Origin of the sequence: Rhodococcus aetherivorans, from assembly GCF_011058165.1 — a bacterium.
Lineage (GTDB): Bacteria > Actinomycetota > Actinomycetes > Mycobacteriales > Mycobacteriaceae > Rhodococcus > Rhodococcus aetherivorans.
On the sequence record NZ_JAALEG010000002.1, the window covers coordinates 92,245 to 119,243 of the forward strand.

A 26,999-nucleotide genomic window follows, 5' to 3' on the forward strand; every position below is an offset into this window, starting at 1 on the left:
CACTATACATAAAATGACCATGACGGACGGGTGGATATGCTCGACCGATGGCCACACCGCGCAGATCGGTCCTCGCCATGGCGTTGTTGTCGATGCTCTCCGAGGAACCCATGCACGCCTACCGGATCCAGCAGCTGATCAAGGAGCGGCACAAGGACGACGTCGTCAACGTCGCGCAGCGCAACAGCGTCTATCAGACACTGGACAGGCTGCTGCGCGACGGCCTGATCGAAGTGCAGGCCACCGAGCGGGCCGAGAACCGCCCCGAGCGCACCACCTACCGGCTCACCGAGCCCGGGCGCATGATCCTGCGGCAATGGCTGACGACGATGCTCGCCGAACCGGCACGCGAATTCCCGGAATTCCCGGCCGCTCTGGCATTTCTGCCCAGTCTCACCCCCGACGAGGCGGCCGCAGCATTGCGGGCGCGCGTCGCGGCGCTCGAGCGGAACCTGGAGGCGCTGGCCGCCGGCCTGGCGGGCGCGGCCGCGTTCCTGCCGCGGTTGTTCGTCGTCGAGGACGAGTACCGGCGGGCCGTGCTGGCAGCCGAGCTCGGCTACGTGCGCGCGCTCACCGACGACATCGCCGCGGGCCGCCTGCGCTGGTGAGCGCGCGGGCGACCCGCCCCGAGCCGCCTACAATCCCAGCAGCTTGCTGATGATCTCGTTCATGATCTCGGTGGTGCCGCCGCCGATGCCGAGAACGCGGGCATCGCGGAAGTGGCGTTCGACCTCGCTCTCGCGCATGCAGCCGAGGCCGCCGAAGAGCTGCACCGACTCCATCACCGCGTGGTCGCACACCCGGACGGCGAAGTTCTTCGCCATCGACGTCTCGAGCAGCATCGCCTCGCCGTTCACCCAGCGTTCGGCGACGGAGCGGCAAAAGGTGTGGGCCGCAGCGATCTCGGTTGCCGTCTCCGCGAGCCGGTGGCGCACCACCTGACGGCTCGACAGGGGCCGGCCGAACGTCTCGCGCGAACGGACCCACTCCACCGCCAGGTCGTAGCAACGCCGCGCGGTGGCGACGGCCTGGAACGCGAGCGAGAGCCGCTCGCCCTGGAACTGCTGCGCGATCTGTGCGAACCCGCTGTTCTCCTCGCCGATCAGGTTCGCGACGGGCACCCGCACGTCGTCGTAGAACAGCTCGGCGGTGTCCGAGCACAGCCAGCCCATCTTGTCGAGCTTGCGCGAGACCGTGAATCCCGGTGTGCCGGTGGGCACGACGATCAGCGAGATGCCCCCGGCTCCCGCCGCACCCGTGCGGACGGCGGTGGTGACGAAATCGGCGCGCGTGCCGGAGGTGATGTACAGCTTGGCGCCGTTGATCACGTACTCGTCGCCGTCGCGGCGGGCGGTGGTCCGGATGCCCGCGACGTCGGAACCCCCGCCCGGCTCGGTGATACCCAGCGAGCCGATCATCCGGCCCTCGAGGGCGGGCCGGGCGAACCGCTCGATCAGGTCCCGGTTCCCGGACGCGACGATGTGCGGGGTGGCGATGCCGTGGCTGAACAACGCGGAGATCAGGCCGGACGAGCCGCCCGCGAGGATGATCTCCTCGAGGATCGCGAGCATGTCGAGCGGGTTGCCGCCGGAACCGCCGTGCTCCTCGGCGACCGAGGCGCCGAGCAGCCCGGCGTCGGCCGCCGTGCGGTGCAGCTCGGGCGGGACGGCGCCCTCGCGCTCCCAGGTGTCGAGGTGCGGGAGGATCTCCTTGCGGGTGAAGTCGGCGGCGAGCCGGCGCAGCGCGGCCCGCTCGGGGGTGTCCCAGGTTTCCCTGTTCAACGTCGTGGTCATCGTCCGCTCCAGATGGGTGTGCGCTTCTCCATGAAGGCCATGACGCCCTCGAGGGTGTCGGCGCTGGTGGTCAGTCGGGCCAGGGCGGCGTCGGTCGCGGCCCACGCCTGTTCCTCGGACGGGACGATGCCGTCGACGATCCCGCGCGCGATCGTCTTGCTCGCCTGCACGGCCAGGGGTGCGCCGGCGGCGACGAGGTCGGCGAGTTCGAGCGCGGTGGTGAGGAGGTCGGTCCGCGGAACGACGCGGTTGACCAGACCCCAGCGCAGCGCGTCGGCCGCGGCCATCGGCTTGCCGGTGAGCACGAGCTCCATCGCGACGGCCCGCGGGAGGGCTTCGACGATCCGGAACACGCCGCCGGCGCCGGCGATGAGGCCGCGGTGGACCTCGGGCAGCCCGAATTCGGCGGTGTCGGCGGCGACGACGAGGTCGCTCGCGAGGGCGAGCTCGGTACCGCCGCCGAGGGCGGTGCCGTTGACCGCCGCGACGATCGGCTTGGTGATGTGGTGCCTGACCACGCCGGCGAAGCCCCAGTGCGCGGTCTCGGGCGGGGTCACCCCACCCGGGCCGGCGGTGCCGAGCGCCTTGAGATCGGCGCCGCCGCAGAACACGCTGTCCCCGGCGCCGGTGAGGACGACGACGCGCACGTCCGGATCCTTGTCGGCGCGTTCCCACGCCTCGCCGAGGCCGGTGTGCACGTCGGCGTCGATGCTGTTGGCGGCCTTGGGCCGGTTGATGGTGACGAGCAACGTGTGGCCGCGCTGCTCGACCAGGACGACGGGCTCGGTCATGCGGGGGTCTCCTCGGGGACGGGGTCGGTCAGGGTGACGGTGAGGGCGCCACCGCGGTCGACGACGTGGACGGTGCGGCCGGCGAGGTCGGGACCGCCGGCGAGCACCGCCGCGCCCGCCGCATCGGTGTAGCCGGAGACCCGGCGGCCGTCGGGGGTGGTGCCCACCAGGAACCCGATCGCCGGGTGGCCGTCGCGCCCGTATTCTGCGGTGGCCGTGTGGATCTCGACCTCTCCGGTGTAGTCGGCGGCGAACTCGGGTGCGGTGGCGGTCAGCACGCGGGGCTCGGGGTCGCCGACGTACCCGCGGGTGTGCGGGGCGGCGGCGAGCACGACGGTGTGCTGGTAGGTCAGGTAGCCGCCGTTGCCGTGGACGAGGGCGATCTCGGCGTCGGTGCGCAGCCGGCGCGTGACGGCGACGAACGAGTGCAGCGTGTAGCTGTTGAGCGGTCCGCCGAAGAACGAGTGGCCGCCGGTGACGCTCGGGACGGTCTCGCGGGGCAGGCCGAGGTGCTCGATGAGCAACTTCGGCACCACGGGGAAGCAGCTGTAGGCGTCCACGATGTCGAGGTCGGCCGGCCGGAGATCGGTGCGTTCGAGGGTGCGGGCGAGGGCGTCGGCCAGCGCCGCGGACCGGCCGAAGTCGGCGCGGGCGAGGATGTCGGCCGGCTCGGTCGCGCCTGCACCGCCCCACACGTACACGATCCGGTCCTCGGCGACGCCGAGCTCGCGGGCGGTCGCGAGGGAGGTGACGACGACGGCGGCCGCCTGGTCGACGAACGGCATCGCGTTGAGCAGCAGCGGGTACGGGGCGGTGACCATCCGGTTGCGGGGGCCGACGGCGGTGATGTCCTCGGCGGTGCGCAGGTCCGGGTTCCAGGCGGCGGGGTTGCGGCCGGCGATCTCCGAGAACGCGGCGTACAGCTGGGCGGACCAGGCCAGCGACTCGTCGCGGGAGTGACCGAGTTCGTGGCTGAGCCGGGTCTCGAACAGCGGGTAGACGCGCGTGGGTGCGATCATCCCGGCGCGCTGCATGGCGGGGCTGCCGAGGTCGTCGGGGTCGAACGCCGGCGGCCCGCCGGGGTCGGTGGTCCAGCCGAGCGTGGCCGGGTCGGTGCCGGTCTTCGTCGCGGCGGTGACCGAGGCCTGGGACTCGCCGCCGACGAGCAGCGCGACACCCGCGGCGCCGGTGGCGATCTCGTGGGCGATCCGGTCGAGCAGGGCGGCCGGCCAGTGCCCGCCGATGGGGCTGGTGTGGGTGCGGACCGCTGCGGCGCCGAGACGCGCGGCGAGCAGGGCGGGCAGGTCGTCGTACGCCCAGCTCGCGGTCTTGACGGCGTACACGGAGTCGATGCGCTGGGCGAGTCCGTCGGCACCGGAGTCGGCGAGGGCGGCCACGGCGGCCTCGTGGATCAGGTCGAGCGGTTCGCGGGGGTCGGCGGGGGCGCCGGCGCGTCCGGAGCGCAGGTCGCCGACGCCGACGACGACGGGTACCCGGACAGGGTCGGTCATGGCGGTCCTCCGGGGGAGTTGTCCTGGGATCGGTCACCCGCACACTAATACGGACTGATTCAGTCTGTAAATGGGGTGGGGTGTCTGGCACACTGCAGACCGTGACCGAGCCGACCGTCCGTCGCCGGGGCCGACCCCGCGACGCCGACCTCGAGGACCGCGTCTACGACGCGGTGATCGAGGTCTACTCCGAGACCAGCTGGCGCGGCTTCACCATCGACGCGGTCGGCAGGCGCGCCCGGGTGGGCCGGGCGGCGCTGTACCGGCGCTGGGCCACCAAGGACGAGTTGCTCGTGCAGGCCCTCGAGGCGCGCAGCCCGCTGCCGGTGCCGATCGACACCGGATCGTTGCGCTCGGACCTGGTCGAGCTCGTCACCCAGCTGCTGCGCGGCTACCGCACCACGCCCGGGCTGGTGAGCCTGCGCGTCGCGCTCGACGCCCGCGTGCACCCGGACCTGCTGGCCAACCTGACCACCACGCTCAACCGGAGCCGCCTCGTCGCGGCCCGCACCATCGTGCTGCGGGCGGTCGAGCGGGGCGAGCTGCCCCCGGCGGTCTCGGTGACCCTGCTGCTCGAGATGGTCACCGGCGCGGCGCTCAGTCACGTGCTGTTCTCCCTCGCCGACCCGGGATCGGCGGCGGACGACGACGCCTATGCCCGCACGCTCGTCGACGCCGCGATCCGGGCGCTGGTCGCGGAACGGGAACACGATCCAGGTGCCGTGACCTAACTGCAATCGAATTGCCCGGCGAGCCGCCGAAATCGATACCCTCCGAGGGTGATCCCGGCTAGCCTGGCTGACAGGTCTTACCTGTGGTGGGAGGCGCGAGAATGGATCTGCAGGCGATAGGTGAGATCGAGCGGCTGAAGTACCGCTACGCGCGGGCGCTCGACACGAAGTCGTGGATCGAACTGGCCGACACCATGGTTCCCGAGGCCACCGCCGTCTACGGCGAGCACCTGAGTTTCGAGTCGCGCGACGCGTTCCTGAACTTCCTCGAGAACACCCTCGGATCCCACGTCATCACCGAACATCACTGTGGCCATCCCGAGATCGACGTCGAGGGCGACACGGCCACGGGCATCTGGTTCCTGGCCGACACGGTGGTGGTGCCCGAGGACGGGCTGGTGATGCGCGGGTCCGCCTACTACCACGACCGCTATGTGCGTTGCTCCGACGGGAGCTGGCGCATCTCCCATACCGGATACGAAAGAAACTGGGAGACAGTCACATCCGTGTCCGACATGCCCAGCTTCCGGCTCACGTCGAACCGGTGGTCGCTGCTGCAGCAGCCGCCCCGCGCATCCTGAACCACCCGAGAGGAGGGGACCCCGCCCGATGACCGCGACCGACACCGAAGTCTTCCCCCGGGCCGGTGCGCTCCCGTACCTCATCGTGGCGCGCGCCCGCAGCGCCATCGACTGGTACCGGCAGGTGTTCGGCGCGACACTGGCCGCGGACCCCGTGGTGCTGGAGGACGGCCGGATCGGGCACGCCGAGCTGGTCTTTCCGACCGGAATGGTCTACCTCGCGGAGGAGTTCCCCGAGATGGGCCTGGCCGCGCCCGAGGCCGGCGCGACGTCGGTGAGCCTGATGCTGCCGGTCGCCGACACCGACGCCGTTCTCGCGAAGGCCCACGACGCCGGCGGCACCGTCGAGCGCTGGATCGCCGAGAGCCACGGTCACCGCAACGCCACGCTGCTCGATCCGTTCGGGCACCGCTGGCTGCTCATCGGCCCCCCGACCGGTCGCCGGCAGGACGGCACCGCCGGTACCGGACAGTAGGCCGCGGTGCGCCGAGTTCGACACGCGCGCCGCCGGGCTCACACGATCGGCCGTCGGGGGAGCGGCCCGGTAGGCTCCGCCCCGTGACCGACACCTTCATCCGCACCCGCGTCGCCAACGGCATCGGCGAGGTGGTGCTCGACCGGCCGGTGGCGCTCAACGCCCTCGACTCGTCGATGATCCGCGACATGTACGAGGCCCTGCTGGCATGGCGCGACGACCCCGAGATCACCGCGGTGCTGGTCACCAGCGCATCCGACCGGGCGTTCTGCGCGGGCGGCGACATCAAGCCGGTCCGGGACGCCGCCGTGGCCGGCGACACCGCCACGGTGCGGGACTACTTCGCGAACGAGTACCGGCTCGACGAACTGGTCGCCACCTACCCCAAGCCGTATCTCGCGCTCCTCGACGGCGTCACGATGGGCGGCGGGCTGGGCATCTCGGTACACGGCGCGGTGCGCGTCGTGACGGAGAAGGCGATGCTGGCGATGCCGGAGACGGCGATCGGCTTCATCCCCGACGTCGGCGCCAGCCACTTCCTGCCGCGGCTGCGCGGCACCACCGCCCGCTGCGACGCGGTCGGCCTGTATCTGGCGCTGACCGGCGCCCGCGCCGACGCGGGCGACGCCATCGCCGTCGGCCTGGCCACCCACTTCGTTCCCAGTCACCGGATCGAAGCCCTCGCCGACCGGATCCGCGAGGGACACTGGCAGCTGGCGCTCGACGAGTTCGCCGAGGCGGCCCCCGCATCGGCGATCGCCGACCGCTACGCCGACATCGACGCGGTGTTCGGCGACGGCACCGTCGCCGACGCCGTCGAACGGCTCTCCGGCGACCACGACCTCGACGAGCAGTGGGCCGTCACCACCCGCGCGGCGCTGTGCGCGGCGTCCCCGACGAGCCTCTGGGCCACCGCGGAGCTGCTGCGTCGCGGCGCCGAGAGCACCCTGGGCGAGTGCTTCGCGCGGGAACTCGAGGTCGCGGTGCGGATCACCGCCGAGCCCGACTTCGCCGAGGGGGTGCGCGCGGTGCTCGTCGACAAGGACCGCAACCCGTCGTGGTCGCCGCGGGGGATCGGCGAGGTGGACCCGGCCGTCGTCGCGGGGCTGTTCCGGGAGTAGACGCTCGGCCGGCCGCAGTCCCGCGCGGGGAGTGGGGCACGACGAGACGACGCATCCGCGCACGAAATCCTCAGCAGTGCAGTTTGTTTCGTGCGTTGCCGACCGGCGGGGGCGCGGATGCGGGCGTCAGCGTGCGGTGCGCTGCGGCGCGAGCAGGTCGACGACGATCTCCTGGCCGCCCAGCACGGCGCGGATCTCCGGGTTCTCGAACCCGCCCGCGACGAGGTACTCGCCGAGCAGGGTGAGCAGTTCGTCGGTGCCGATCGTCGGGTCGGAGGCGGGGGGCCGCTGCGCGCGGGCGGCGAGTTCGGTGTGCGCCAGTCGCGCCGCGATCCGCACGGATGCCACTCCCATCGAGTTGCGGCGCGACGCGGCGGTCGGCGTGCTGTCCGCGGCGACGCCGTTCGTGCCGGCGACGATCTCGTCGAAGCTCGGCAGCGAGAGCGGATCGGTGCCGTTGCCACCGGCCTCGTCGGCGACGTCGTGGTCCGCCGCGTGGCTTCCCACCGAGTGCGGGGCGGACGCGCCGTTACCGGTCAGGGTTCCCGGCAGGGGATAGACGAAGGTGCCCGCCCGCTTGGGCCCCGGCGACTCGTCCGCAGGGTCGGAACGGCCGCGCAGCGGCGTGCCGTCGGTCGGTGCGGCCGAGTCGTCGTCCATGAACGCTCCTGACATCCGCGAGCTCGGTCGGCTCGACGGCACAGCAAACTACCAGTAACACCAGCCCCACGCACCACGGGCGTCCCTAATCGGCGGTGGCCACCAGCGGCTCGAGGGTGAGCTCGGGAAGTTCCTTCTGGATGTACTGCAGCCGCCACTTGTCGCTCACCAGCGCCAGCAGCACCCCGTCCGAGCGGGTGAAGACCTCGACGCCGCGCTGCCGGTTCAGCTCGTCCGCCGAGGCCGCGTCGGTGCGGCGGGCCAGCGCGTAGCCGAGCGGTTCCATCCGCGGCTCGACGTTGTACTCGGCCTTCATCCGGGCCGCCACCACCTCGAACTGCATGGGACCGACGGCTGCCATCACCGGGGACGCGTCGCCGCGGATGTCGTTGCGCAGGATCTGCACCACGCCTTCGGAGTCGAGTTGATCGACGGCCTTGCGGAACTGCTTGTACTTCGAGGCGCTCTCGGCGCGCAGGATCGAGAAGTGCTCGGGCGCGAACGACGGGATCGGCGGGAACTCCACCTTCCTGTCCACGTACAGGGTGTGCCCGGGCGCGAGAGCCGTGGCGTTGACCAGGCCGACCACGTCGCCGGGGTAGGCGTTCTCGACCGTGGACCGTTCCCGGCCGAACACCGTCAGCGCGTACTTGGTGGCGAACGGCTTGCCCGTCTGCGCGTGCGTGACGACCATGCCGCGCTCGAACACCCCGGACACCACCCGCATGAACGCCAGGCGGTCGCGGTGCGCGGTGTCCATGCCCGCCTGCACCTTGAACACCACGGCGCTGAACGGGTCGTCCACGTTGCGGGAGTTGCCGTTCACGTCGAGCCGGGCGCGCGGCGGCGGCGCCAGCGCGACGAGGGTGTCGAGGATCTGCCGGACACCGAAGTTGAGCATCGCCGACGCGAAGATCACCGGCGAGGTCTGCCCGGCCAGGAACAGCTCCTGGTCGTGGTCCTGCCCGCTGGCCGACAGCAGCTCCGACTCCTCGGCCGCCTCGATCCACGTCTCGCCCTCGCGGTCCTCGGCCTCGCCGGGGGAGAGCCGGTCCTCGGGGGCGATCTTCGCGCCGCCGGCGGTGCGGGTGAACTTGACGTACTCGACCGGTGCGCCGTCCTCGCCGCGGCGCAGCAGGCCGCGGAAGTCGCCGGCGATGCCGACGGGCCAGAACAGGGGGGTGGGGGTCAGGCCGATGCGCTCGTCGATCTCGTCGAGCAGTTCCAGCGGGGTGCGGCCGGGCCGGTCCCACTTGTTGATCACGGTGATGACGGGGATGCCCCGGTGCCGGCACACCTGGAACAGCTTGAGCGTCTGCGGCTCGAGGCCCTTGGCGGCGTCGATGAGCATCACCGCCGCATCCACGGCGGTGAGCACCCGGTAGGTGTCCTCGGAGAAGTCGGAGTGGCCGGGGGTGTCGACGAGGTTGATCACGTTGACGACGTCGTCGCCGGACTCCTCGGAGCGATAGTTGAACTGCAGCGCCGTGGAGCTGACGGAGATGCCGCGGGCCTTCTCCATCTCCATCCAGTCGGACACGGTGGACTTGCGCCCGGCCTTGCCGTGCACCGCACCGGCCTCCGCGATGACCTTCGCATGCAGGGCCAGCGCCTCGGTCAGCGTGGACTTGCCGGCGTCCGGGTGGGAGATCACTGCGAAGGTGCGGCGGCGACCCGCTTCCGCGAGCACTTCCTTCGACGACACGGCGGTGGTGCCGGCGTCGTTGCCGGTGGAAACGGGCGGGGTAGTCAACGCAGGAGAACCTCTCGAAGCGGATGTGCGGCTCGTGGATGCGCGCGGGCGGCTCGCGCATCGCAGACAACTCGTCCATGTTACTCGGCGATTGAATGTCGATTTCCGCCAGATTCGGTCACATTCGCCGAAGAGACTCCCCCTCGGCGCGGATCGGGGGCACCCTGGGCGTGGTCGTATCCGGCGTGAGGAGTGGTTCGTGAGCAGATTCACCGACGAGATGTACGAGACCGCGGCTCGCTCGCCGCATGCTCTGGTCACCGGCGAGCCGGACGCCCCGCGGCGGCAGACGTGGGGGCAGATCCACGAGCAGGCCCGGCGCATGGCCGGTGCCCTCGCCGCGGCCGGCATCGGCCACGGCGACGCCGTCGGCATCCTCGCCGGGAATCCGGTGGACATCGCCCCCGCCTGCCAGGCCGTGTGGATGCGCGGTGCCTCGGTGACGATGCTGCACCAGCCCACCCCGCGCACCGACCTGGCCCTGTGGGCCCGCGACACCGAGGTCGTCATCGGCATGATCGGCGCCCGCACCGTGGTGCTCGGCGCCCCCTTCGAGATCGCCGCGCCGCTGCTCGCCGAGCGGGGCATCCCCGTCGTCACGATCGCCGAGATGGACGCCGGCACGCCCGTCGACCCGCTGCCCACCGACGAACAGGACATCGCGCTGCAGCAGCTGACCTCCGGGTCCACGGGATCCCCGAAGGCCGTGCAGATCACGCACGAGAACTTCTACGTCAACGCGTACGCGATGATCGAGCGGATCAAGTTCTCCCTCGACGACGACGTGATGGTCAGCTGGCTGCCGCTGTTCCACGACATGGGGATGGTCGGGTTCCTCAGCGTGCCCATGCAGGTCGGCGCCGAGGTCGTCTCCGTGACCCCGCTCGACTTCCTGCGGTCCCCGCTGCTGTGGGCCGAGCTGATGAGCAAGTACCGCGGAACCGTAACGGCCGCACCGAACTTCGCGTACTCGCTGCTGGCGCGCAAGCTTGCGCAGGCGCCCGACGGCGCGGTCGACCTGTCGTCGGTGCGGTGGATGTGGAACGGTGCCGAGCCGGTCGACCCGGACACCATGGAGGCCCTCGCCGCCGCCGGCGCCCGGTTCGGCCTCGACCCCGCCGCGCTCGCGCCGGTCTACGGCATGGCCGAGACCACCCTCGCGGTCTCGGTGCCGGACCCCGGACGCGGGCAGATCCTCGATCTCGTCGACCCCGACCTGCTCGAGGCCGGCGGGATGGCGGTGCCGTCGAGCCGGTCCAACGCCCGTCGCCTGCCCACTCTCGGCCACCTCGTGCCCGGCCTCGAGGGCCGCGTCGTCGGCCAGGACGGGGAGCTGCTGCCGCCCCGCGGCGTCGGCATCATCCAGTTGCGCGGCAAGGCGGTCACCCACGGCTACCTCACCGTCGACGGTCCGGTGCCCGCGCAGGACTCGCAGGGCTGGTTCGACACCGGCGACGTGGGCTACTTCACCGAGGACGGCCTGGTCGTGGTGTGCGGACGCGTCAAGGACGTCATCATCATGGGCGGGCGCAACGTCTATCCCACCGACATCGAACGGGCCGCGTGCAGCGTCGACGGCGTGCGCCCCGGCAACGCCGTCGCGATCCGCCTCGACGCCGGCGACAAACGCGAGTCGTTCGCGGTCGCCGTCGAGACCAACCGGATCGACGATCCGGAGGAGGTGCGCCGCATCGAACACGACGTCGTGCACGCGGTCGTCGCGGAGGTCGGGGTGCGGCCGCGCACCGTCGCGGTGCTCGGGCCGGGCAGCATCCCGAAGACGTCGTCGGGCAAGCTGCGCCGTGGCAGCTCCGTCCACCTGCTGGGCGGCTGACGCCGCGCTCAGTGCAGCCTGTTCTGCGCCTCTTCCAGGCCGACCCGCAGCAACAGCTCCACCGCGTCGGCGGCCTGCTCGCGGATCAGGTCGAGGTCCTTGCGTTCGGTCGAGGAGAACGGCTTGAGCACGTAGTCGGCCGGGTCCATGCGGCCGGGCGGGCGGCCGATCCCGATGCGGGTGCGCAGGTAGTGCTTGGTGCCGAGGGCACTCGAGATCGACCGCAGCCCGTTGTGGCCGTTCTCGCCGCCGCCGAGCTTGAGCCGGATCGTGCCGAAGTCCAGGTCCAGCTCGTCGTGGAGGACGACGACGTCGGCGGGCTCGACGGAGAAGAACCGCGCGAGTCCGGCGACCGGCCCGCCCGAGAGGTTCATGTAGGTGCGTGGCTTGGCGAGGATCACCTGCCGGCCGTCGAGGCGGGCCTGCACGATGTCGGCGTTGCTGCGCTTGTGCGCGCTGAACTTTCCGCCGACGCGGGCGGCGAGCGTGTCGGCCACCATGCAGCCGACGTTGTGGCGGGTCTTCTCGTACTGCGGGCCGGGATTGCCCAGCCCGACGACGAGGGCGGTGCCGTCGCTCACTTGGCGGTGTCCTTCCGTTGCGGCGGGTGTTGTCACGACGGCGGCGCGTCATCCCGTGGGATGACGCGCCGCTCGTCACGTCACGCGGAGCCGGTGGGGGCTCAGGCCTCCTCGGCCTCGGCAGCCTCGCCCTCCGCGGTCTCGCCCTCCATCGCGGCGGCGGTCGGTGCGGCGACCACGTTCACCAGCAGCAGCTCCGGGTCGCCCTGCAGGGTCGCACCGGCGGGCAGCTGCACGTTGTTCGCGAGGATCTGGGTACCGGCCTCGACACCCTCGATGGACACCTCGACCTGCTCGGGCAGGTTCAGGGCGTCGGCCTCGAGCTGGACGGTGCTGACCTCGTTGACGACCAGGGTGCCGGAGGCGGCCTCGCCGGTGACCACGAGCGGGACCTCGACGGTGACCTTCTCGCCCTTCTTCACGACGAGCAGATCGGCATGCTCGATGTAGTTGCGGATCGGGTGCACGACGACCGACTTGGTCAGCGCCAGCTCCTCGCCGCCGTCGACCTCGAGGGTCAGCAGGGCGTTGGTGCCGTGGGCGCGCAGCACGGCCGCGAATTCACGGGCCGGGAGGGCGAGGTGCTTGGGGTCCGTGCCGTGGCCGTACAGAACGGCGGGGACCTGACCGTCGCGGCGGGCGCGGCGGGCGGCACCCTTGCCGAACTCGGTACGGACGGCGGCTACGAGACGGTTTTCGTCGGACATGCTGAAAGGCTCCTACGCATATGGCTCGAACTGGGGCGGTCTTCCCGGCGAGGGGCGACGCGCGCGGCCAGGAGCGTAGACACGCTCGAGCGGAGCCGCAGCCGCGTCGATCACGGTGAGCCAGCGATTTCGCGGTTCACCCTCGCCGAGACAACTCGAACGACTCTACCGGATCCGCCCGGGCCAGTCGAACGCCGCCCTGCGCTCAGCCGCGCGCGGCGGCGGTGCCCGCCCGCCGGCCGAAGAAACTGCCGTCGCCGAGGGAGATGCCGCTGCAGTATCCCCACGCCGACAGCCCGGCCGCCGCCCGTCCCGCCGCGAACAGCCCCGGGATCGGCGCGCCGTCGACGTGCAGCACCTCCGAGTCCAGGCTCGTGCGCAGGCCGCCGAGCGTGAACCCGCCGGTCATGCCGCGCAGGTCGATCGCCGCGACGGGCGAACCGATCGGCTTCACCCATTCGCGCTTCTTGCCCAGCAGCGGGTCCTCGCCCCGTGCGGCGTGCCGGTTGTACAGCTGCACCGTGGACTGCAGCGCCTGCTCGGGCAGACCCATCTCGGCCTCGAGGTCGGCGACGGTCTCGCACACCCACTTCGGCTGATGCCGCAGCTGCTCCGACGACGTCGGGGCTGCCATCCCCGCCTCGTACGCCGCCTCGTCGATGACGAGGAACGCCTCGTTGTCGTTCTTCAGCAGGGTCAGCTGACCGATGCGGCCCGGGTAGGTGTCCTCGGGCACGTATCGCTGGCCGCGCCCGTTGACGAGAATGCCGCGCGCGATCAGCTGAGGATCACAGAAGAACGCCACCTCGGTCGCGTTCATGTGCGCGAGGTCGGCGCCGAGGGCTTGCGCCATCCGGATCGCCCGGCCGTCGTGCTCCTCGATCGACGCGGCGGGACGGCCCACCAGATGCGGCGCGTACGCCCGCACCATGTCGTCGTTGTGGGCGAAGCTGCCCGTGGCGAGAACGACCCCTCGGCGCGCCCGGATCGCCAGGTCGGTGCCGTACCGCTTGGCCAGCAGCCCGACCACCCGTCCGGACGCATCGGTGACGAGGGTCTGCACCCGCACGTCGTACTCGGCGCGGACCCCGAGCGCGGCGGCCTTCTCGGCGAGCGGCTTCATGAGCATGTAGCCGCCGCCCTGCTCGCCGGTGCGCTTGTTGCTCATCTGCGGCACGTGACCGCGCGGCGCGGGCCGGGCGACGGTGCGGAACGGCGCCGCGTTCTCCCCGCCGGTGTACTGCAGGCCCGCGTCGGTGGGTGGCTCCCACCCGGGCTCGCCCCAGAACTCGTGCTTGAACGGCACCCCGCACCCGACGAGCCAGTCGAAGTGCGCGACGGAACCCGCGCAGTACGCGGCGATCTTCTCCTCGTCCACGCCCGGTCCGAGTGCCGCAGTCAGGAACGCGCGCATGTCGTCCACCGAGTCCTCGAACCCGCAGGCCCGCTGCACGGCCGTGCCGCCGCCGAGGTAGACGAACCCGCCGGCGAGGGCGGCCGCGCCGCCCCACCCGCCGGTGCGTTCCAGCACCAGCACGTCGGCTCCGGCGTCGGCGGCGCCGATGGCCGCGCAGACACCGGCGATGCCGTATCCGGCGATCACGACGTCGGCCTCGAGATCCCAGGCGGGGATCCGGTCGACGGGAACAGGACGGACGGGACTGGTCTCGGTCATCGCGATCCTCTCGAAGTGGTGCGGGGATTCGCACACCTTGACCACGCGACCTGGGGGAGCGGTACCGGCTGTCCCGGTTGCCGGGACGGTCAGGACCGGGTGAGCGACCGCACGGCCGCCAGGAACCGGTCCACGTCGGCGGGGGAGACGAAGTAGTGCGGGGAGGCCCGCACCACCGACTCGAGCCGTCGCGCCGACATCTCGAGCAGCGTCGAGCCGCGCCCGCTGACCGTGACCGTGATCGCCTCGGCGGCCAGCGCCTCGCGCAGGTGCGCCGGATCCCAGCCGTCGACGGTGAACGAGACGATGCCGCTGTGTTCCTTGCCGAGGTCGCGCACGGCCACGCCGGGGATCCGGCCCAGCCCGTCGCGCAGGTGCTCGGCCCGGTAGGCGACCGCCTCGGTCACCGCGTCGACACCGAAGTCGAGCAGGTAGTCGACGGCGGCGCCGAGCCCGAGGCGGGCGGCGACGTTGGTCTCCCACAGCTCGAACCGCGTCGCGTCGTCGGCGACCCGGTACTCGTCCGGGGCCGTCCACTGCGCGCTGTGCAGGTCGAGCACGGCCGGTTCGAGCTCGGTGATCAGCCGGGGGCGGACGTAGAGGAAGCCGGTGCCGCGGGGTCCGCGCAGCCACTTGCGACCGGTCGCGGAGAGCGCGTCGACGTCGAACTCGGGCACGCTCACCGGCAGCTGGCCGACGGACTGGCACGCGTCGAGCAGCACCAGCGCACCGACCTCGTGCGCGGCGTCGGCCACCTCCCGCACCGGGTTGACGAGCCCGCCGTTGGTCGGGGCGTGCACGACGGACACCAGCTTGACCCGCTCGTCGAGGGTGCGGCCGAGGGCGTCGACGTCGATCCGGCCGAGCGCGTCGGTGGGCATCGTCTCCACCGTCGCGCCGGTCGCGCGGGCGCGCTGCAGCGCGGAGACGGCGTTGCTGGCGTATTCGGAGCGGGTGAGCAGGATCCGGTCGCCCTCGCCGAGCGGCACCGAGTAGAAGAAGCTCGCCCACGCCCGGGTGGCGCTCTCGACCAGCGCGATCGACGACGCCTCCGCGCCGATCAGCCGCGCGATCGAGGTCTTCACCGCGGCGAGGTCACCGGCGCGTTCCGCGGCCGCGACGTACCCGCCGACCTCGGCCTCGCGCCGCAGATGCGCGACGGTCGTCTCCAGCACCGGGGTGGGCGGCAGCGACGAGCCCGCGCTGTCGAGGAAGACCCGGTCGAAGCAGCCGGGCGTGTCCCGACGGGCGCGTTGCAGGTCGAGCATCGAGGACGTACCTCCCGTTCATGTCTTCGTGGTTGGAATGTACGCGTGAGCGAACCGACACCCCTGCAGCGCCGGCTCGGCACCGGTGACGCCGTCGCCATCGGGCTCGGTGCGATGATCGGGGCGGGGGTGTTCTCGGCGTTCGCGCCGGCCGCCGCCGCGGCCGGCGCGGGCCTGCTCGTCGGCCTGGCCGTCGCCGCGGTCGTGGCGTACTGCAACGCCACGTCGTCGGCGCAGCTCGCCGCGCAGTATCCGACGTCCGGCGGCACCTACGTGTACGGCCGGGAACGGCTCGGGCCGTGGTGGGGCTTCGTGGCGGGCTGGGGCTTCGTGATCGGCAAGACCGCCAGCTGCGCGGCGATGGCCTTGACCTTCGCCGCCTACGCCGTGCCGGAACCGTGGCGGCGGCCGGTCGCCGTCGCCGCGGTCCTCGCCCTGACCGCCGTGAACTACCGGGGCATCACCCGCACGGCCCGGCTCGCGCGCATCATCGTGGCGCTGGTGCTCGTCGCCCTCGCCGTGGCGGTGACGGCGAGCTGGGCCGGCCCCGGGGCGCAGCCCGCCGATCCGTTCGGCCCCGTCGGCGGCGGCGCGTACGGGGTGCTGCAGGCGGCCGGCCTGCTGTTCTTCGCCTTCGCGGGCTACGCGCGGATCGCAACACTCGGTGAGGAGGTGCGCGAGCCGCGCCGGACCATCCCGCGCGCGATCGTCGGCGCCCTCGGATTCGTGGTGCTGCTCTACGCCGTCGTCGGGGTGACCCTGCTCGCGTGCCTCGGGCCGGACCGGGTGGCGTCGAGCAGCGCGCCGCTGCTCGACGCGGTCCGCGCGGGCGGCTGGGCGTGGGCGGCGCCCGTCGTGGTGGCCGGGGCCGCGGTCGCGTCGCTGGGCGCCCTGCTCGCCCTCGTGACGGGCGTCGGCCGCACCGCACTCGCGATGGCGCGGCAGGGCGATCTGCCGCGCCCGCTCGCGGCGGTGCATCCGCGGTTCGCGGTGCCGCACCGGGCCGAACTCGCCGTCGCCGCGGTGGTGTGCCTGCTCGTCGCGACCGTCGATCTGCGCGGAGTGATCGGATTCTCATCCTTCGGGGTGCTGGTGTACTACCTCGTCGCGAACCTGTCCGCCTTCACCCAGCGGGACGAGCACCGTCGCTACCCCCGATTCCTGCAGGTGATCGGGGCCGTCGGGTGCGTCGCGCTGACACTGACACTGCCGCCGGGCGCCGTCGGGGTCGGCGTCGCCGTGCTGGCGGTCGGTGTCCTCGCACGGGCGACGCGCCGGGCCGTGCCGTGAGCGTTCACCCGCATCCTGTCGCCGGTTGACGTTAGGCTCGTCCGTGAGCTGGCCCACAGGCGAGGGAGGGGCGGACCGAGTGGTGATCACATTCGACACGGCGGTGCCGCGCGCGGACGCCGGCATCGCCTCGCGAACCGCCGCCGAACTGCACGTGCGAAGGGTGAGCTTCCGCTTCGGGCCGCCCCGGCTGATCGGGGTGGAACTGGAATGGCTCACGGCCCGGGCCGACGGCACGAGCGCCCGGCCGGAGCTGCAGGCGATCCTCGAGGCCCTCGGCCCGCACGCCCCCCGGCAGCTGGCTCCCGGCTCCTCGGCGCGGCCGTTGCCGTCGGGCAGCGCCGTGACCCTCGAGCCCGGCGGGCAGGTCGAACTGTCGAGCGTGCCGTGTGGCTCGGCGCGGCAGGTCTGCGACCGTCTCACCGCCGATGCCCGCATGCTCCGTGCGTTGCTGGCGCGCCGGTCGGTGGACATGATCGACGCGGCGGCCGACGAACTGCGCCCCCCGCAGCGGCTCCTGCGCACCCCCCGGTACAGCGCGATGGAGCTCCGGTTCGACCGGATCGGGCCGCTGGGCCGGTTGATGATGAACAGCACCGCCGCCACTCAGGTGAGCGTCGACGCCGGCGCCGACGACGGCGAGCTGGCCCGCCGGTGGCGGGTGCTGCACGCCGTCGGACCGGCGCTCGTGGCCGCGTTCGCGTGTTCCCCCTCGCTGCGCGGCGCCCCGGACGGAACCTGGGCGTCGCAGCGGATGCGGACCTGGCTGGCGCTGGACGCCGACCGCACCACGCCCGTCCCCGATCCGGCGCACTACCCGGCCTGGGCGCTCGACGCGCCGCTGCTGTGCGTGCGCGCGTCCGACGGGGACTGGCACGCGCCGCCGGGTGCGTCGTTCGCGGACTGGCTCGGCGGCGGTCTCGACGACGAGATCGGGCGCCGGCCCACCGTCGCCGACCTGGACTACCACCTGACCACCCTGTTCCCGCCGGTGCGTCCCGCCGGGCATCTCGAGGTCCGGTACATCGACGCCCAGCCGGGTGCCCTCTGGCAGGTCCCGGTCGCCGCGGTCGAGGCGCTGCTCACCTCGCCGGCCGTGATGGACGAGGCCCTGGCCGTCGCCGCACCCGTCGTGGACCGCTGGCAGGAGGCTGCCGAGTTCGGTCTCGCGGACCTCGAGCTCCGGGCCGCGGCGGTCGGACTGCTCGCCCTCGCCGCGGAGGCGTCGCCGGACATGCGGTTCACCACGGCCCTGGACTCGGCGGCGGCGCGGTGCTGCCGCGGTCGCACCCCGGAGGTCCAGGACCGGTGAGCGGTCTGCACACCCGGCTCGGCCGGGACCTCGCCCGCGCGCGGGCGCGGGTCCTCGCGCTGACCGACATCGACGACGCGGAGCTCACGGCCCAGCATTCGCCGCTGATGAGCCCCCTCGTGTGGGATCTCGCGCATATCGCCAACCAGGAGGAACGCTGGCTGCTCCGGGCGGCCGGCGGTCAGGGCGGTGTGCGCCCGGACGTCGACGACCTCTACGACGCCTTCCGGCATCCCCGCGCGGACCGTCCGGCGCTGCCGTTGCTCGGGCCGGCGGAGGCCCGCGGCTACGCGGCGGAGGTCCGCGCGCGGGCGGCGGACGTGCTGGCGCAGTGTGCATTCGACACCGACCTCACCCGTGACGGATTCGTCTTCGCGATGAGTGTCCAGCACGAGGTTCAGCATGCGGAGACGATGCTGGCCACGCACCAGTTGCGGGCGGGATCGCCCGTGCTCGACGCCCCACCGCCGCCGCGGCGCGCCGAGCCGCCGGCCGCGGAGGAGGTGCTGATCCCGGGCGGCGAGTTCGAGATGGGGACCTCGACCGATCCGTGGGCGCTGGACAACGAGCGGGCCGCGCACCGCGTGTACGTACCGGCGTTCGCGATCGACACGGTGCCGGTCACCAACGGGCGCTACCTCGAGTTCCTGGCCGACGGCGGCTACGCCCGCCGGGAGCTGTGGAGCCCGGAGGGATGGGTGCACCGCGAGCAGGCGGGTCTCGAGGCCCCCCAGTTCTGGACCCGCGACGACTCGGGCACGTGGTGGCGCCGCCGGTTCGGGGCGGTGGTGCCGCTCGATCCCGACGAGCCCGTGGTGCACGTGTGCTTCCACGAGGCCGAGGCGTTCGCGCGCTGGGCCGGGCGCCGGCTGCCCAGCGAGGCCGAATGGGAGAAGGCCGCCCGCTGGGACCCGCTGACCGGGGCGAGCCGGCGCTACCCGTGGGGCGACGAGGAACCGACCGAGGCCCACGCCAACCTCGGCCAGCGGCACCTCGAGCCGGCCGTCGTCGGCGCCTATCCGGCGGGTGCGTCGCGCCTCGGCGTGCACCAGCTGATCGGCGACGTGTGGGAATGGACGGCCTCGGGGTTCGAGCCGTATCCCGGGTTCACCGCCTTCCCGTACCGGGAGTACTCGGAGGTGTTCTTCGGCGGCGACTTCCGGGTGCTGCGCGGCGGCTCGTTCGGCACCGACCCCGCGGCCTGCCGCGGCACCTTCCGCAACTGGGACCTGCCGATCCGGCGGCAGATCTTCGCCGGCTTCCGCTGCGCGCGGGACGTGCCGGATGTGTAGACACCTGGGATATCTCGGGCCGGTCCGCTCGGTGAGCTCCCTGGTGACCGAGGGACCCCGGTCGCTGTTGCGCCAATCGTGGGCGCCGAAGGACATGCGCGGCGGCGGCACCATCAACGCCGACGGGTTCGGGGTGGCATGGTGGGGTGCCGACGGCTTCGGCCGCTACCGGAACCCCGCTCCGATCTGGTCCGACCCCTTTGTCGCCGAAGGCCTTTCGCACATCAGCGCCGGAGCCGTCATGGCGTCGCTGCGCTCGGCGACGGAGGGCATGCCCGTCGAGCGCTCGGCCTGCGCCCCGTTCACCCGCGACGGCTGGGCGTTCAGCCTCAACGGGCTGGTCCGCGGGTGGCCCGGTTCGCTCGTCTCGCTGGCCCAGCGCCTGCCGGTGGCCGAACTGCTGCAGCTCGAGTCGCCCACCGACGCGGCCGCGCTGTGGCTGCTGCTGTACTCGCGGCTGCGTTCCTCGCGGCCCGAGCAGGCGCTGATGCGGCTCGTCCACGACGTGCTCGCGGTCGCGCCGGGTTCGCGGCTGAACCTGTTGCTGGGCAACGGTTCCGGGTTGTGGGCGACGGCCTGGTACCACTCGCTGTGGACCCTCGTCGACGAGGACGTCGCCGTGGTGTCCTCGGAACCGTACGACGACGATCCGCGCTGGCGTCAGGTGCCGGACCGGCACCTGGTCAGCGCCCGACCGGGACACCTCATCGTGTCCCCCATGGAGGTGGCCGTTTCATGACGGTGGACGTGTACCTGACCCCGGAGCAGCTCGACGAGTCGCTGCGGGCCGACGCGCGCCGCGGGCTGACGTCGTCGCCGAAGTGGCTCTCGCCGACCTGGCTCTACGATGCGCGCGGCGGCGAGCTCTTCGACCGGATCACCCGCCTGCCGGAGTACTACCCCACCCGCACCGAACGGGCTCTGCTGCAAAAGCATTCACCGGAACTGGCCGACGAGGCCCGCCCCGAGATGCTCGTCGAGCTCGGGTCGGGCTCCTCCGAGAAGACGGAGATCCTGCTCGACGCGCTGCAACCGTACATCCATACGTACGTACCGCAGGACGTGTCGGAGGCCGCCCTGCAGCCCGCGGTGACCCGGCTCTCGGCCGAGTACCCGGACCTGACGGTGCGGGGCGTCGTCGGAGACTTCACCGGCTCGCTCGCGCACCTGCCCGGCGGCGGACGCCGCATGATCGCGTTCCTCGGCGGCACCATCGGCAACCTGGCGCCCGCCGAGCGCGCCGCGTTCCTCACCGATCTCGCCGCCGTGCTCGAGCCGGGGGAGTGGCTGCTTCTCGGCATCGGCCTCGTCACCGACCCGGACGTGCTCGTGCCGGCCTACGACGACGCGGCCGGGGTCACCGCGGAATTCGACCGCAACGTGCTGAACGTGCTCAACAACCGGCTCGGTGCGGACTTCGAACCCGGGAAGTTCCGGCACGTCGCCGTGTGGGACCCGATCAACGAATGGATCGAGATGCGGCTCGAGGCCACCGAGCCCATGACCGTCCGAATTCCCGGGCTGGATCTCGAGATCTCCTTCGCGGCGGGTGAGCAGCTGCGCACCGAGATCTCCGCCAAGTTCCGTCTCGACGGGATGGGCCGTGAACTGACCGAGGCCGGGTTCGTCGTCCGGCGCGAGTGGATCGATCCCGACGGGAGGTTCGCGCTGATCGGCGCGAGCCGCGCCTGAGCCGCGCGTCGGCGGTCCCGGGCCGCCGACGGCAGGAAGCCGGTTGGACAGCACCGGCCCGGCCGCGCGAGGCTGGCAGACGTGACGTCGACCCGGCCCGTGCTGACCACCCCCGTGCTGCTGCTGATGGCGGCGGCCACCGGTTTGTGCGTGGGCGGCAACTACTTCAACCAGCCCCTGCTCGACTCGATCGCCGCCGCTCTGGGCACCTCCCACTCTGCCGCCGCAGCCACCGTCACCATCGCCCAGGTCTCCTACGGCCTCGGCCTGCTGTTCCTGGTGCCGCTCGGTGACATGTTCGACAAGCGCCGCCTCACGGTGGGGCTCATGCTCGCCGCCGCGGCCGGCCAGGCAATCAGCGGCTTCGCCCCGGACATCGCGGTGCTGGCCGTCGGCACGGCGATCGCAGGGCTGTTCTCGGTGGCCGCGCAGGTGCTGGTGCCGTTCGCCGCGACCCTGGCCACACCGGAGCGCAGCGGCCAGGCCGTCGGGACGGTGATGAGCGGGTTGGTGCTCGGCATCCTGCTCGCCCGAAGCGTCGCCGGGCTCCTCGCCGGCGTCGGCGGCTGGGCCACCGTCTACCGGGTGAGCGCCGCCGTGATGGTCGTGGTCGCGCTGGCCCTGTGGCGGGTGCTGCCGACGTCGCGACCCGCCGAGCGCATCGGTTACGGGACCACGCTGCGTTCGCTCGGGACCCTCGTGCGCACCCAGCCGCGGCTGCGCACCCGGTCGCTGCTCGGCGCCCTGTCGTTCGCGTCCGTGAGCGCCCTGTTCTCGACGATGGCGTTCCTGCTGGCCGGCGAACCCTACGGTTTCGACGAGGTGCAGATCGGACTGGTGGGCCTGGCCGGGGTCGCCGGCGCGGTGATGGCCAACCTCACCGGCCGCCTCGCCGATCGCGGGCTCGCGCAGCTCACCTCGGGCGCCGGCGCGGCGGTGCTCGTCGCGTCCTGGGCCGCGCTGGGCGCCGGCGCGTACTCGCTGGCGTGGTTCCTGATCGGGATGGTCGCGATCGACCTGGCGCTGCAGGCCATCCACATCAGCAACCAGAACATCGTCTACGCGCTGGCGCCCGCGGCGCGTTCCCGCATCAACGCGGTGTACATGACGACGTACTTCATCGGCGCCGCTGCCGGTTCGGCGCTCGGCGCGGTCGCGTGGACGAGCGCCGGCTGGACCGGGGTGTGCGTGTTCGGGGTGGCGGCGGCCGTCGTGACCGCCCTGGTGTGGGTCGCGGACCTGCGGGTGGCGCGACGAGCCGTCGCCGTGCCGGCCTGAGGTGCTAGTGGACGGCGGACTGCGCGACGTGTGCGGACCGTCGCGCCAGGACCGGAAGGATCACCAGCGACACCGCCGCACCGGTCAGCGCCAGGGCGGGGAACCCGGCCGCCGCGACGACGAGCCCGGAACCCAGGCCACCGCCCGCCCCGGCGAGTGCGACGAACAGGTCCGCGGTGCCCTGCGTGGCCGCGCGGGACTCGAGCGGCACCGCATCGGTGACGAGCGCGGTGCCGCTCACCAGGCCCAGGCTCCACCCGAAGCCGAGCAGGCCCAGCGCGAACGCGAGCGCCGCCACCGAGTGCGGCGGGGCCAGCGCCGCGGACACCCCGGAGGCCAGCAGGACGAGTCCCGCGGCGGCCGCGACCCGGTAGGGCCCGACCCGGTCAACGAGCATCCCCGCGATCGGTGAGGGCAGGAACATCGCCGCAACGTGGATCGCGATGACCACGCCCGTCGCGCCGACGTCGTGCCCGTGGTCGCGCATGTGGATCGGCGTCATCGTCATCACCGCCACCATCACGAGCTGCGTCACGATCATGACCACGACCCCGGCGGTCACCGCGGGCGTCCACGGCCGGCCCGGCGCCGGCGGGTCGCCGGCCGGCGCCGGATCCTCGCCGACGGTGCCGCTCAGGTTTCGCGCGACGGTGCCGCTCAGGGTTTCCGCGGCCGCGCGGCTGCGGGCGAGCAGGAGCGGGTCCGGGCGCAGCAGCACCCACAGGACGACGGCGGCGAGACCGTAGGCGACGCCGGAGAGCACGAACGGCCCGGACAGCCGGGGAATGCCCCACGATTCGGCGGCGTCACCCATCACGGTGGTCAGGTTCGGGCCCACCACCGCCCCGAGGGTCGTCGCCACCAGCACCGTGCTCACGGCGCGGCCGCGCCGCGCCGGGGCGGCCAGGTCGGCGCCCGCGTAGCGCGCCTGCAGGCTCGTCGCCGTGCCCGCGCCGTAGACGAACAGGGCCGCGAACAGCAGCGCCGCGGTGTCGAGCGCCGCCGCGGCCACCACGCCCGCGCTGCCGATCGCGCCCGTGGTGTAGCCGAACGTCAGGCCCCCACGGCGCCCGGCGCGCTGCGAGATCCGCCCCACGGCGACGGCCGCGGCCGCCGACCCGATCGTGAACAGGGCGCTCGGCACCCCGGCGAGACTGGTGCTGCCCAGCATGTCCTGCGCGAGGAGCGCGCCGACGGTCACGCCGGCGGCCAGGCCCGCGCCGCTGAGGATCTGCGCGGCCACCAGCACGGTCAGTACGCGGCGCTGTTCCGGGATCGGTTCGGTCACAGCCGGGAGGGTACGCCGGTAACGTCGGCGGTGACCCGGCGGTAAGGAGACACGGTGACCGATTCGGAGAAGGTCGAGAACGAGAACGCCCGCGTATCGCGGATCTTCGACGAGATGTCGAAGAACTACGACCGCGGCATGGGCCTGGTCGAGCGGCTGATCCTCGGGCCGGCCCGGCACTGGGCGGCCGCGCAGGCCCGCGGCCGCGTCGTCGAACTCGCCGTCGGCACCGGGCTCAACCTTCCCCTCTACGGGCCGGAGGTCGAGCACGTCGTCGGCATCGACATCTCACCGAGGATGCTCGAACTCGCCCGGGCGAAGGCCGCCGCCGATCCGCGCGTCGAACTGCGGGAGGGCGACGTCCAGGCCCTCGATCTGCCCGACGCGAGCGCCGACACCGTGCTCTCGACCTTCACGTTCTGCACCGTGCCCGACCCGGCCCGCGCCGCCGCCGAGGCGCACCGCGTGCTCGTCCCCGGCGGCCGCGTCGTCCTCGCCGAGCACGGCCCGTCGACGAACCGGGCGCTGCGCGCCCTGCAGCGGGGCATCGAGCCGCTCAGCATCCGCTTCGGCGCCGACCACCTGCTCCGCGACCCCGTCCCCTATCTCACCGAGGCCGGCTTCGTGGTCGACGACGTGCACCGCACCGGGCGGATGGGCATCGTGTTCCGGGTGCGCGCCCACAAACCGGCGTGACCTCCCCCCGAGCCGAGCGAACGTGCCATCGCGTCGATCTGCGGAGATGAGCGATACATTCGCTCGGTTCGGGAGGGGACGTCGGCGCCGGAAAGGGCCGCGGAAGCGTGCCTAGAGCTCACCGGTCACCGGCAGCAGCCGCAGCTCCCGCGCCCGGGTGATGGCCTCGACCCGGGTGTGGACCTCGAGCTTGCGGTAGATGCTGCGCAGCTGCGTCTTGACCGTGTTCGGGGAGACGAACAGGAGCCGGGCGATCTCGCTCTGCGGTGATCCGTCGGCCAGCAACGCGAGCACCTGCCTCTCCCGCGGGGACAACTCGACCCGCACGACCTCGTCCGGGAACACCGCCTCGACGGAACCGCCCGGCACCGCAATACCGCTGCGCTCGACGAGCTCTCGCCGATGCCGGTCCGGCACGGTCGTGAAGGCGCGCCTATTGCCGAGCGTCCGGGCGAGCGTGCAGGCGCGCTCCCAGCACACGATCGCGGACCGGGGATTGCCGAGATCGAGCTGCGCGGCGGCGTCCAGCAGCAACGCCTCGAGATGGGCCCGCGGGAATCCGCAGTCCGGCCACGACACCCGCGCGAGCTTCTTGGCGGCCCGGTCGGGACTCCCACCGAGCAGATCCACCCGCGCGTCGGAGACGACGAGTATCGGATGGTGCCGGGGCTCCTGGTCCGCCACGGCGCGGGCCAGGTTGCCGTTGCCGAGAGCCAGGTGCAGGTCGATCTCCGTCGCGGTGAGCAGCGTCCGGGAGAATGCGCCGTCGCCGTGCCGGTGGGCGTGGCCGGCGACGGTGTGGTGCAACCACGTCAGACCCGCGTACGCCTCGAGGGTGAGCAGGGCGTGCTGGGCGTGGGCGTAGGCGACGAACCCCCACAGCTCCTCCCGATCGCTGGGCGCGCCGAGCAGCTCGATCATCGACTCGGCCGCGCCCACGTCGAGCGCGTCGAGATGGGTCAGGGCCGCGGCGACCCGGCCGCCGACCTTGACGAGTTCGCCGAAGAGCCCGTCGGACGGTTCCGTCGTCGCCTCCCGGTCGAGCCACCGGCGGGCGCGCGGGACGTCGCCGACCAGAGCCCAGTTGAGCGCCGAGCTGCCCGCGGCGTTCTGGACGATGTAGGGGGTGTCCGCGGCGACACCGCCGCGGTAGGCCAGTTCGAACTGCCGGTTGGATTCGGCCAGCTCCGCGACGAGCTGGAAGGTGATCGCCCACTGGACCCGCAGCAGCGGCAGCTGCGGGGTGATGTTGTCCGGCTGGTGCAGGAGCATGCTCTGTACCAGCGGCTCGAGCCGTCGCGTGCAGTCGGCGCCCTGGACGAAGTCCCCGGCGACACGCAGCGCGAGCGACTGCACCGTCGCCAGGTGCAGGACGTTCGCGGCGTCCGGCCCGGCGCCGAGCGTGTGCAGCTCGTCGGGTTCGCTCGGAAGCGACGCCCGCAGGATGGGGTGATCGGCGAGCATCTGCACGAACAGCGCCCGTCCGGCGAGCACCGCCGGGTAGTCCTCCAGGAAGTCCTCCGGGATCGTCCGCAACACGAGGATGAGCACCTCCAGGTGCTCGGAGACCATCTCGCCCCAGCTGCGCTCCACGATGCCCGCGGCCATCGTCCAGTTGCGAGCCTCGGCCGCGTACACCGCGGCCTGCGCCGGCCGGCCCGCATCCCGGTGCAGGCGCGCGAGAAAGGTCATCAGCTCGTCGACCCGTGCGGGCTCCTCCTGCCGGGCCTGTTCCAGTACCGCCGACCGCAGGGCCGACGGCCACGACCACGTCCGTGTCTCGTCCGCCTCGTCGACGACGAGCAGGCCTCGCGCCTCGAGACGGTCGAGCAGCGCGGCCGGCTCGGGCCGGCCGGTGAGCTCAGCGGCGAGTTCCGCGTCGAGATCGCGGGCGGCGACGACGCACATCGCGAACGCCCGTTCCTCGGCGGTGAGCGTGTCGAGCAGACCGGACGCGAACCCGGCGATGGCGACGGCCAGGTCGGGGGAGGGCCGGCCCTCCTCGTCGACCGGTGCGCCCCGGTGCAGCCGGGCGACGTTCAGGGCGCCCGAGATCAGCTGGGGCAGCCCGCCCAGGGCGCGGCACAGGTCGCCGTACTCGTCGATCCCGAGTTCCACCCCGGCGGCGCGGAAGAGTTCCGCCGTCTCCCGGGGCGTGAACCGGAGGTCGTGGGCGGAGACGAACGTGCAGTCGAGGCCCGCCGCGGCCACGGTGGCGGACGTGGTGCTGCCGCGAAGACAGACGGCGACGTCCACGGACGGGCAGCGATCCAGCAGCTGCCGGATCGTCGGCAGCAGGTCGTCGAGGGCGGTGCCGGGGAGCCCGTCGAGGACGAGCAGGGACGGCGTTCCGCCGAGGGTCGAGGCGAGCCGGTCGACCGGGTCGCCGGCCACGACATGGTCGCCCAGCACCGCGCACGCGTCGGACCAGATGCGGTCCGGTGCCCCGTCGTCCGTCGCCGCCGGCACCCACGCGACGTCGCGCCCGGGTACGCCGCCGCCGTGCAGCCACGTGGCGAGCAGCGTGCTCTTGCCGAACCCGTCCGGTGCGTGGACCACCGTCAGCGCAGACCCGCGGTCGAGCATCTCGAACAGGCGAGGACGGGGCAGCGCGGTGGCCAGCGCCCGCCACGTCGGTACCCCCGTACGGCCGGCGCCGGGGACACTCAC

General features: G+C 72.7%; 24 protein-coding genes. 13 read left to right on the plus strand and 11 right to left on the minus strand.

Annotated features, from left to right (window positions below):
* The first annotated feature begins 47 nt into the window (after positions 1 to 47).
* The gene (locus tag G6039_RS01290) at positions 48 to 608 is read left to right on the plus strand and encodes a PadR family transcriptional regulator (RefSeq protein WP_043800364.1); all 561 of its coding nucleotides are present in this window, start codon (positions 48 to 50) and stop codon (positions 606 to 608) included.
* A gap of 27 nt (positions 609 to 635) precedes the next feature.
* Here the strand turns inward: G6039_RS01290 and G6039_RS01295 are convergent, their stop codons facing one another.
* From G6039_RS01295 to G6039_RS01305, 3 genes are read right to left on the minus strand one after another with little or no spacing between them, the layout of a single operon-like run.
* Complete coding sequence (locus tag G6039_RS01295; protein WP_006938938.1) at positions 636 to 1,793, minus strand: acyl-CoA dehydrogenase family protein; 1,158 nt, start codon at positions 1,791 to 1,793, stop codon at positions 636 to 638.
* Entirely contained in the window at positions 1,790 to 2,584 is a 795-nt protein-coding gene (locus tag G6039_RS01300) for an enoyl-CoA hydratase-related protein (RefSeq protein ID WP_006938937.1), read from the minus strand. Before G6039_RS01300 ends, G6039_RS01295 begins: the two co-directional genes overlap by 4 nt.
* A complete protein-coding gene (locus G6039_RS01305; protein ID WP_006938936.1) occupies positions 2,581 to 4,095 on the minus strand; it encodes a hypothetical protein in 1,515 nt (504 codons plus the stop codon). The genes G6039_RS01300 and G6039_RS01305 overlap by 4 nt, the downstream gene beginning before the upstream one ends.
* 101 nt (positions 4,096 to 4,196) lie before the next feature.
* Between G6039_RS01305 and G6039_RS01310 the strand changes: the two genes are divergently transcribed.
* The 4 genes from G6039_RS01310 to G6039_RS01325 all read left to right on the plus strand — a co-directional run bounded on the left by G6039_RS01310 (position 4,197) and on the right by G6039_RS01325 (position 7,003).
* Positions 4,197 to 4,826: a TetR/AcrR family transcriptional regulator gene (locus G6039_RS01310; RefSeq protein WP_029542101.1), complete on the plus strand. Its 630-nt coding sequence runs from the start codon at positions 4,197 to 4,199 to the stop codon at positions 4,824 to 4,826.
* Positions 4,827 to 4,927: 101 nt separating this feature from the next.
* A complete protein-coding gene (locus G6039_RS01315) occupies positions 4,928 to 5,407 on the plus strand; it encodes a nuclear transport factor 2 family protein (RefSeq protein ID WP_006938931.1) in 480 nt (159 codons plus the stop codon).
* Positions 5,408 to 5,435: 28 nt separating this feature from the next.
* Entirely contained in the window at positions 5,436 to 5,882 is a 447-nt protein-coding gene (locus tag G6039_RS01320) for a VOC family protein (RefSeq protein WP_006938929.1), read from the plus strand.
* An 83-nt stretch (positions 5,883 to 5,965) separates the two neighbouring features.
* Positions 5,966 to 7,003 (plus strand): enoyl-CoA hydratase/isomerase family protein, encoded by a 1,038-nt coding sequence (locus tag G6039_RS01325; RefSeq protein ID WP_029542103.1) that lies wholly within the window; start codon positions 5,966 to 5,968, stop codon positions 7,001 to 7,003.
* Positions 7,004 to 7,129: 126 nt separating this feature from the next.
* Here G6039_RS01325 and G6039_RS01330 read toward each other — a convergent pair whose 3' ends face one another.
* Positions 7,130 to 7,663, minus strand: a complete 534-nt coding sequence (locus G6039_RS01330) for a hypothetical protein (protein ID WP_006938924.1) — start codon at positions 7,661 to 7,663, stop codon at positions 7,130 to 7,132.
* 85 nt (positions 7,664 to 7,748) lie between these two features.
* Complete coding sequence (locus G6039_RS01335; RefSeq protein WP_029542105.1) at positions 7,749 to 9,416, minus strand: peptide chain release factor 3; 1,668 nt, start codon at positions 9,414 to 9,416, stop codon at positions 7,749 to 7,751.
* Between the two features lie 199 nt (positions 9,417 to 9,615).
* Between G6039_RS01335 and G6039_RS01340 the strand changes: the two genes are divergently transcribed.
* On the plus strand, positions 9,616 to 11,250 hold the full coding sequence (locus G6039_RS01340; protein ID WP_029542107.1) for a fatty acyl-AMP ligase: 1,635 nt from the start codon (positions 9,616 to 9,618) through the stop codon (positions 11,248 to 11,250).
* 8 nt (positions 11,251 to 11,258) lie between these two features.
* Here G6039_RS01340 and pth read toward each other — a convergent pair whose 3' ends face one another.
* From pth to G6039_RS01360, 4 genes are all read right to left on the minus strand, one after another.
* Entirely contained in the window at positions 11,259 to 11,831 is a 573-nt protein-coding gene (gene pth, locus G6039_RS01345) for an aminoacyl-tRNA hydrolase (RefSeq protein ID WP_006938920.1), read from the minus strand.
* A 101-nt stretch (positions 11,832 to 11,932) separates the two neighbouring features.
* Entirely contained in the window at positions 11,933 to 12,538 is a 606-nt protein-coding gene (locus G6039_RS01350) for a 50S ribosomal protein L25/general stress protein Ctc (RefSeq protein ID WP_006938918.1), read from the minus strand.
* Between the two features lie 205 nt (positions 12,539 to 12,743).
* Positions 12,744 to 14,213 (minus strand): FAD-dependent oxidoreductase, encoded by a 1,470-nt coding sequence (locus G6039_RS01355; protein WP_043800410.1) that lies wholly within the window; start codon positions 14,211 to 14,213, stop codon positions 12,744 to 12,746.
* An 89-nt stretch (positions 14,214 to 14,302) separates the two neighbouring features.
* Complete coding sequence (locus G6039_RS01360; protein ID WP_006938916.1) at positions 14,303 to 15,481, minus strand: aminotransferase class V-fold PLP-dependent enzyme; 1,179 nt, start codon at positions 15,479 to 15,481, stop codon at positions 14,303 to 14,305.
* Between the two features lie 45 nt (positions 15,482 to 15,526).
* Between G6039_RS01360 and G6039_RS01365 the strand changes: the two genes are divergently transcribed.
* From G6039_RS01365 to G6039_RS01390, 6 genes are all read left to right on the plus strand, one after another.
* Positions 15,527 to 16,771, plus strand: a complete 1,245-nt coding sequence (locus tag G6039_RS01365) for an APC family permease (RefSeq protein WP_043800367.1) — start codon at positions 15,527 to 15,529, stop codon at positions 16,769 to 16,771.
* A 79-nt stretch (positions 16,772 to 16,850) separates the two neighbouring features.
* Positions 16,851 to 18,083 (plus strand): ergothioneine biosynthesis glutamate--cysteine ligase EgtA, encoded by a 1,233-nt coding sequence (egtA, locus tag G6039_RS01370; RefSeq protein WP_043800369.1) that lies wholly within the window; start codon positions 16,851 to 16,853, stop codon positions 18,081 to 18,083.
* Positions 18,080 to 19,375: an ergothioneine biosynthesis protein EgtB gene (gene egtB, locus G6039_RS01375; protein ID WP_006938913.1), complete on the plus strand. Its 1,296-nt coding sequence runs from the start codon at positions 18,080 to 18,082 to the stop codon at positions 19,373 to 19,375. Before egtA ends, egtB begins: the two co-directional genes overlap by 4 nt.
* On the plus strand, positions 19,368 to 20,114 hold the full coding sequence (gene egtC / locus G6039_RS01380; RefSeq protein ID WP_006938912.1) for an ergothioneine biosynthesis protein EgtC: 747 nt from the start codon (positions 19,368 to 19,370) through the stop codon (positions 20,112 to 20,114). Before egtB ends, egtC begins: the two co-directional genes overlap by 8 nt.
* Entirely contained in the window at positions 20,111 to 21,067 is a 957-nt protein-coding gene (gene egtD / locus G6039_RS01385) for an L-histidine N(alpha)-methyltransferase (RefSeq protein ID WP_043800373.1), read from the plus strand. Before egtC ends, egtD begins: the two co-directional genes overlap by 4 nt.
* A gap of 81 nt (positions 21,068 to 21,148) precedes the next feature.
* Complete coding sequence (locus G6039_RS01390; protein WP_029542117.1) at positions 21,149 to 22,345, plus strand: MFS transporter; 1,197 nt, start codon at positions 21,149 to 21,151, stop codon at positions 22,343 to 22,345.
* 4 nt (positions 22,346 to 22,349) lie between these two features.
* On the opposite strand, the gene G6039_RS01395 is transcribed toward G6039_RS01390, so the two are convergent.
* Positions 22,350 to 23,633 (minus strand): MFS transporter, encoded by a 1,284-nt coding sequence (locus tag G6039_RS01395; RefSeq protein WP_043800375.1) that lies wholly within the window; start codon positions 23,631 to 23,633, stop codon positions 22,350 to 22,352.
* A 54-nt stretch (positions 23,634 to 23,687) separates the two neighbouring features.
* Here G6039_RS01395 and G6039_RS01400 point away from each other — a divergent pair, with 54 nt between their 5' ends.
* The gene (locus G6039_RS01400) at positions 23,688 to 24,329 is read left to right on the plus strand and encodes a class I SAM-dependent methyltransferase (protein ID WP_043800378.1); all 642 of its coding nucleotides are present in this window, start codon (positions 23,688 to 23,690) and stop codon (positions 24,327 to 24,329) included.
* A 111-nt stretch (positions 24,330 to 24,440) separates the two neighbouring features.
* Here G6039_RS01400 and G6039_RS01405 read toward each other — a convergent pair whose 3' ends face one another.
* A complete protein-coding gene (locus G6039_RS01405; RefSeq protein WP_006938901.1) occupies positions 24,441 to 26,999 on the minus strand; it encodes a helix-turn-helix transcriptional regulator in 2,559 nt (852 codons plus the stop codon).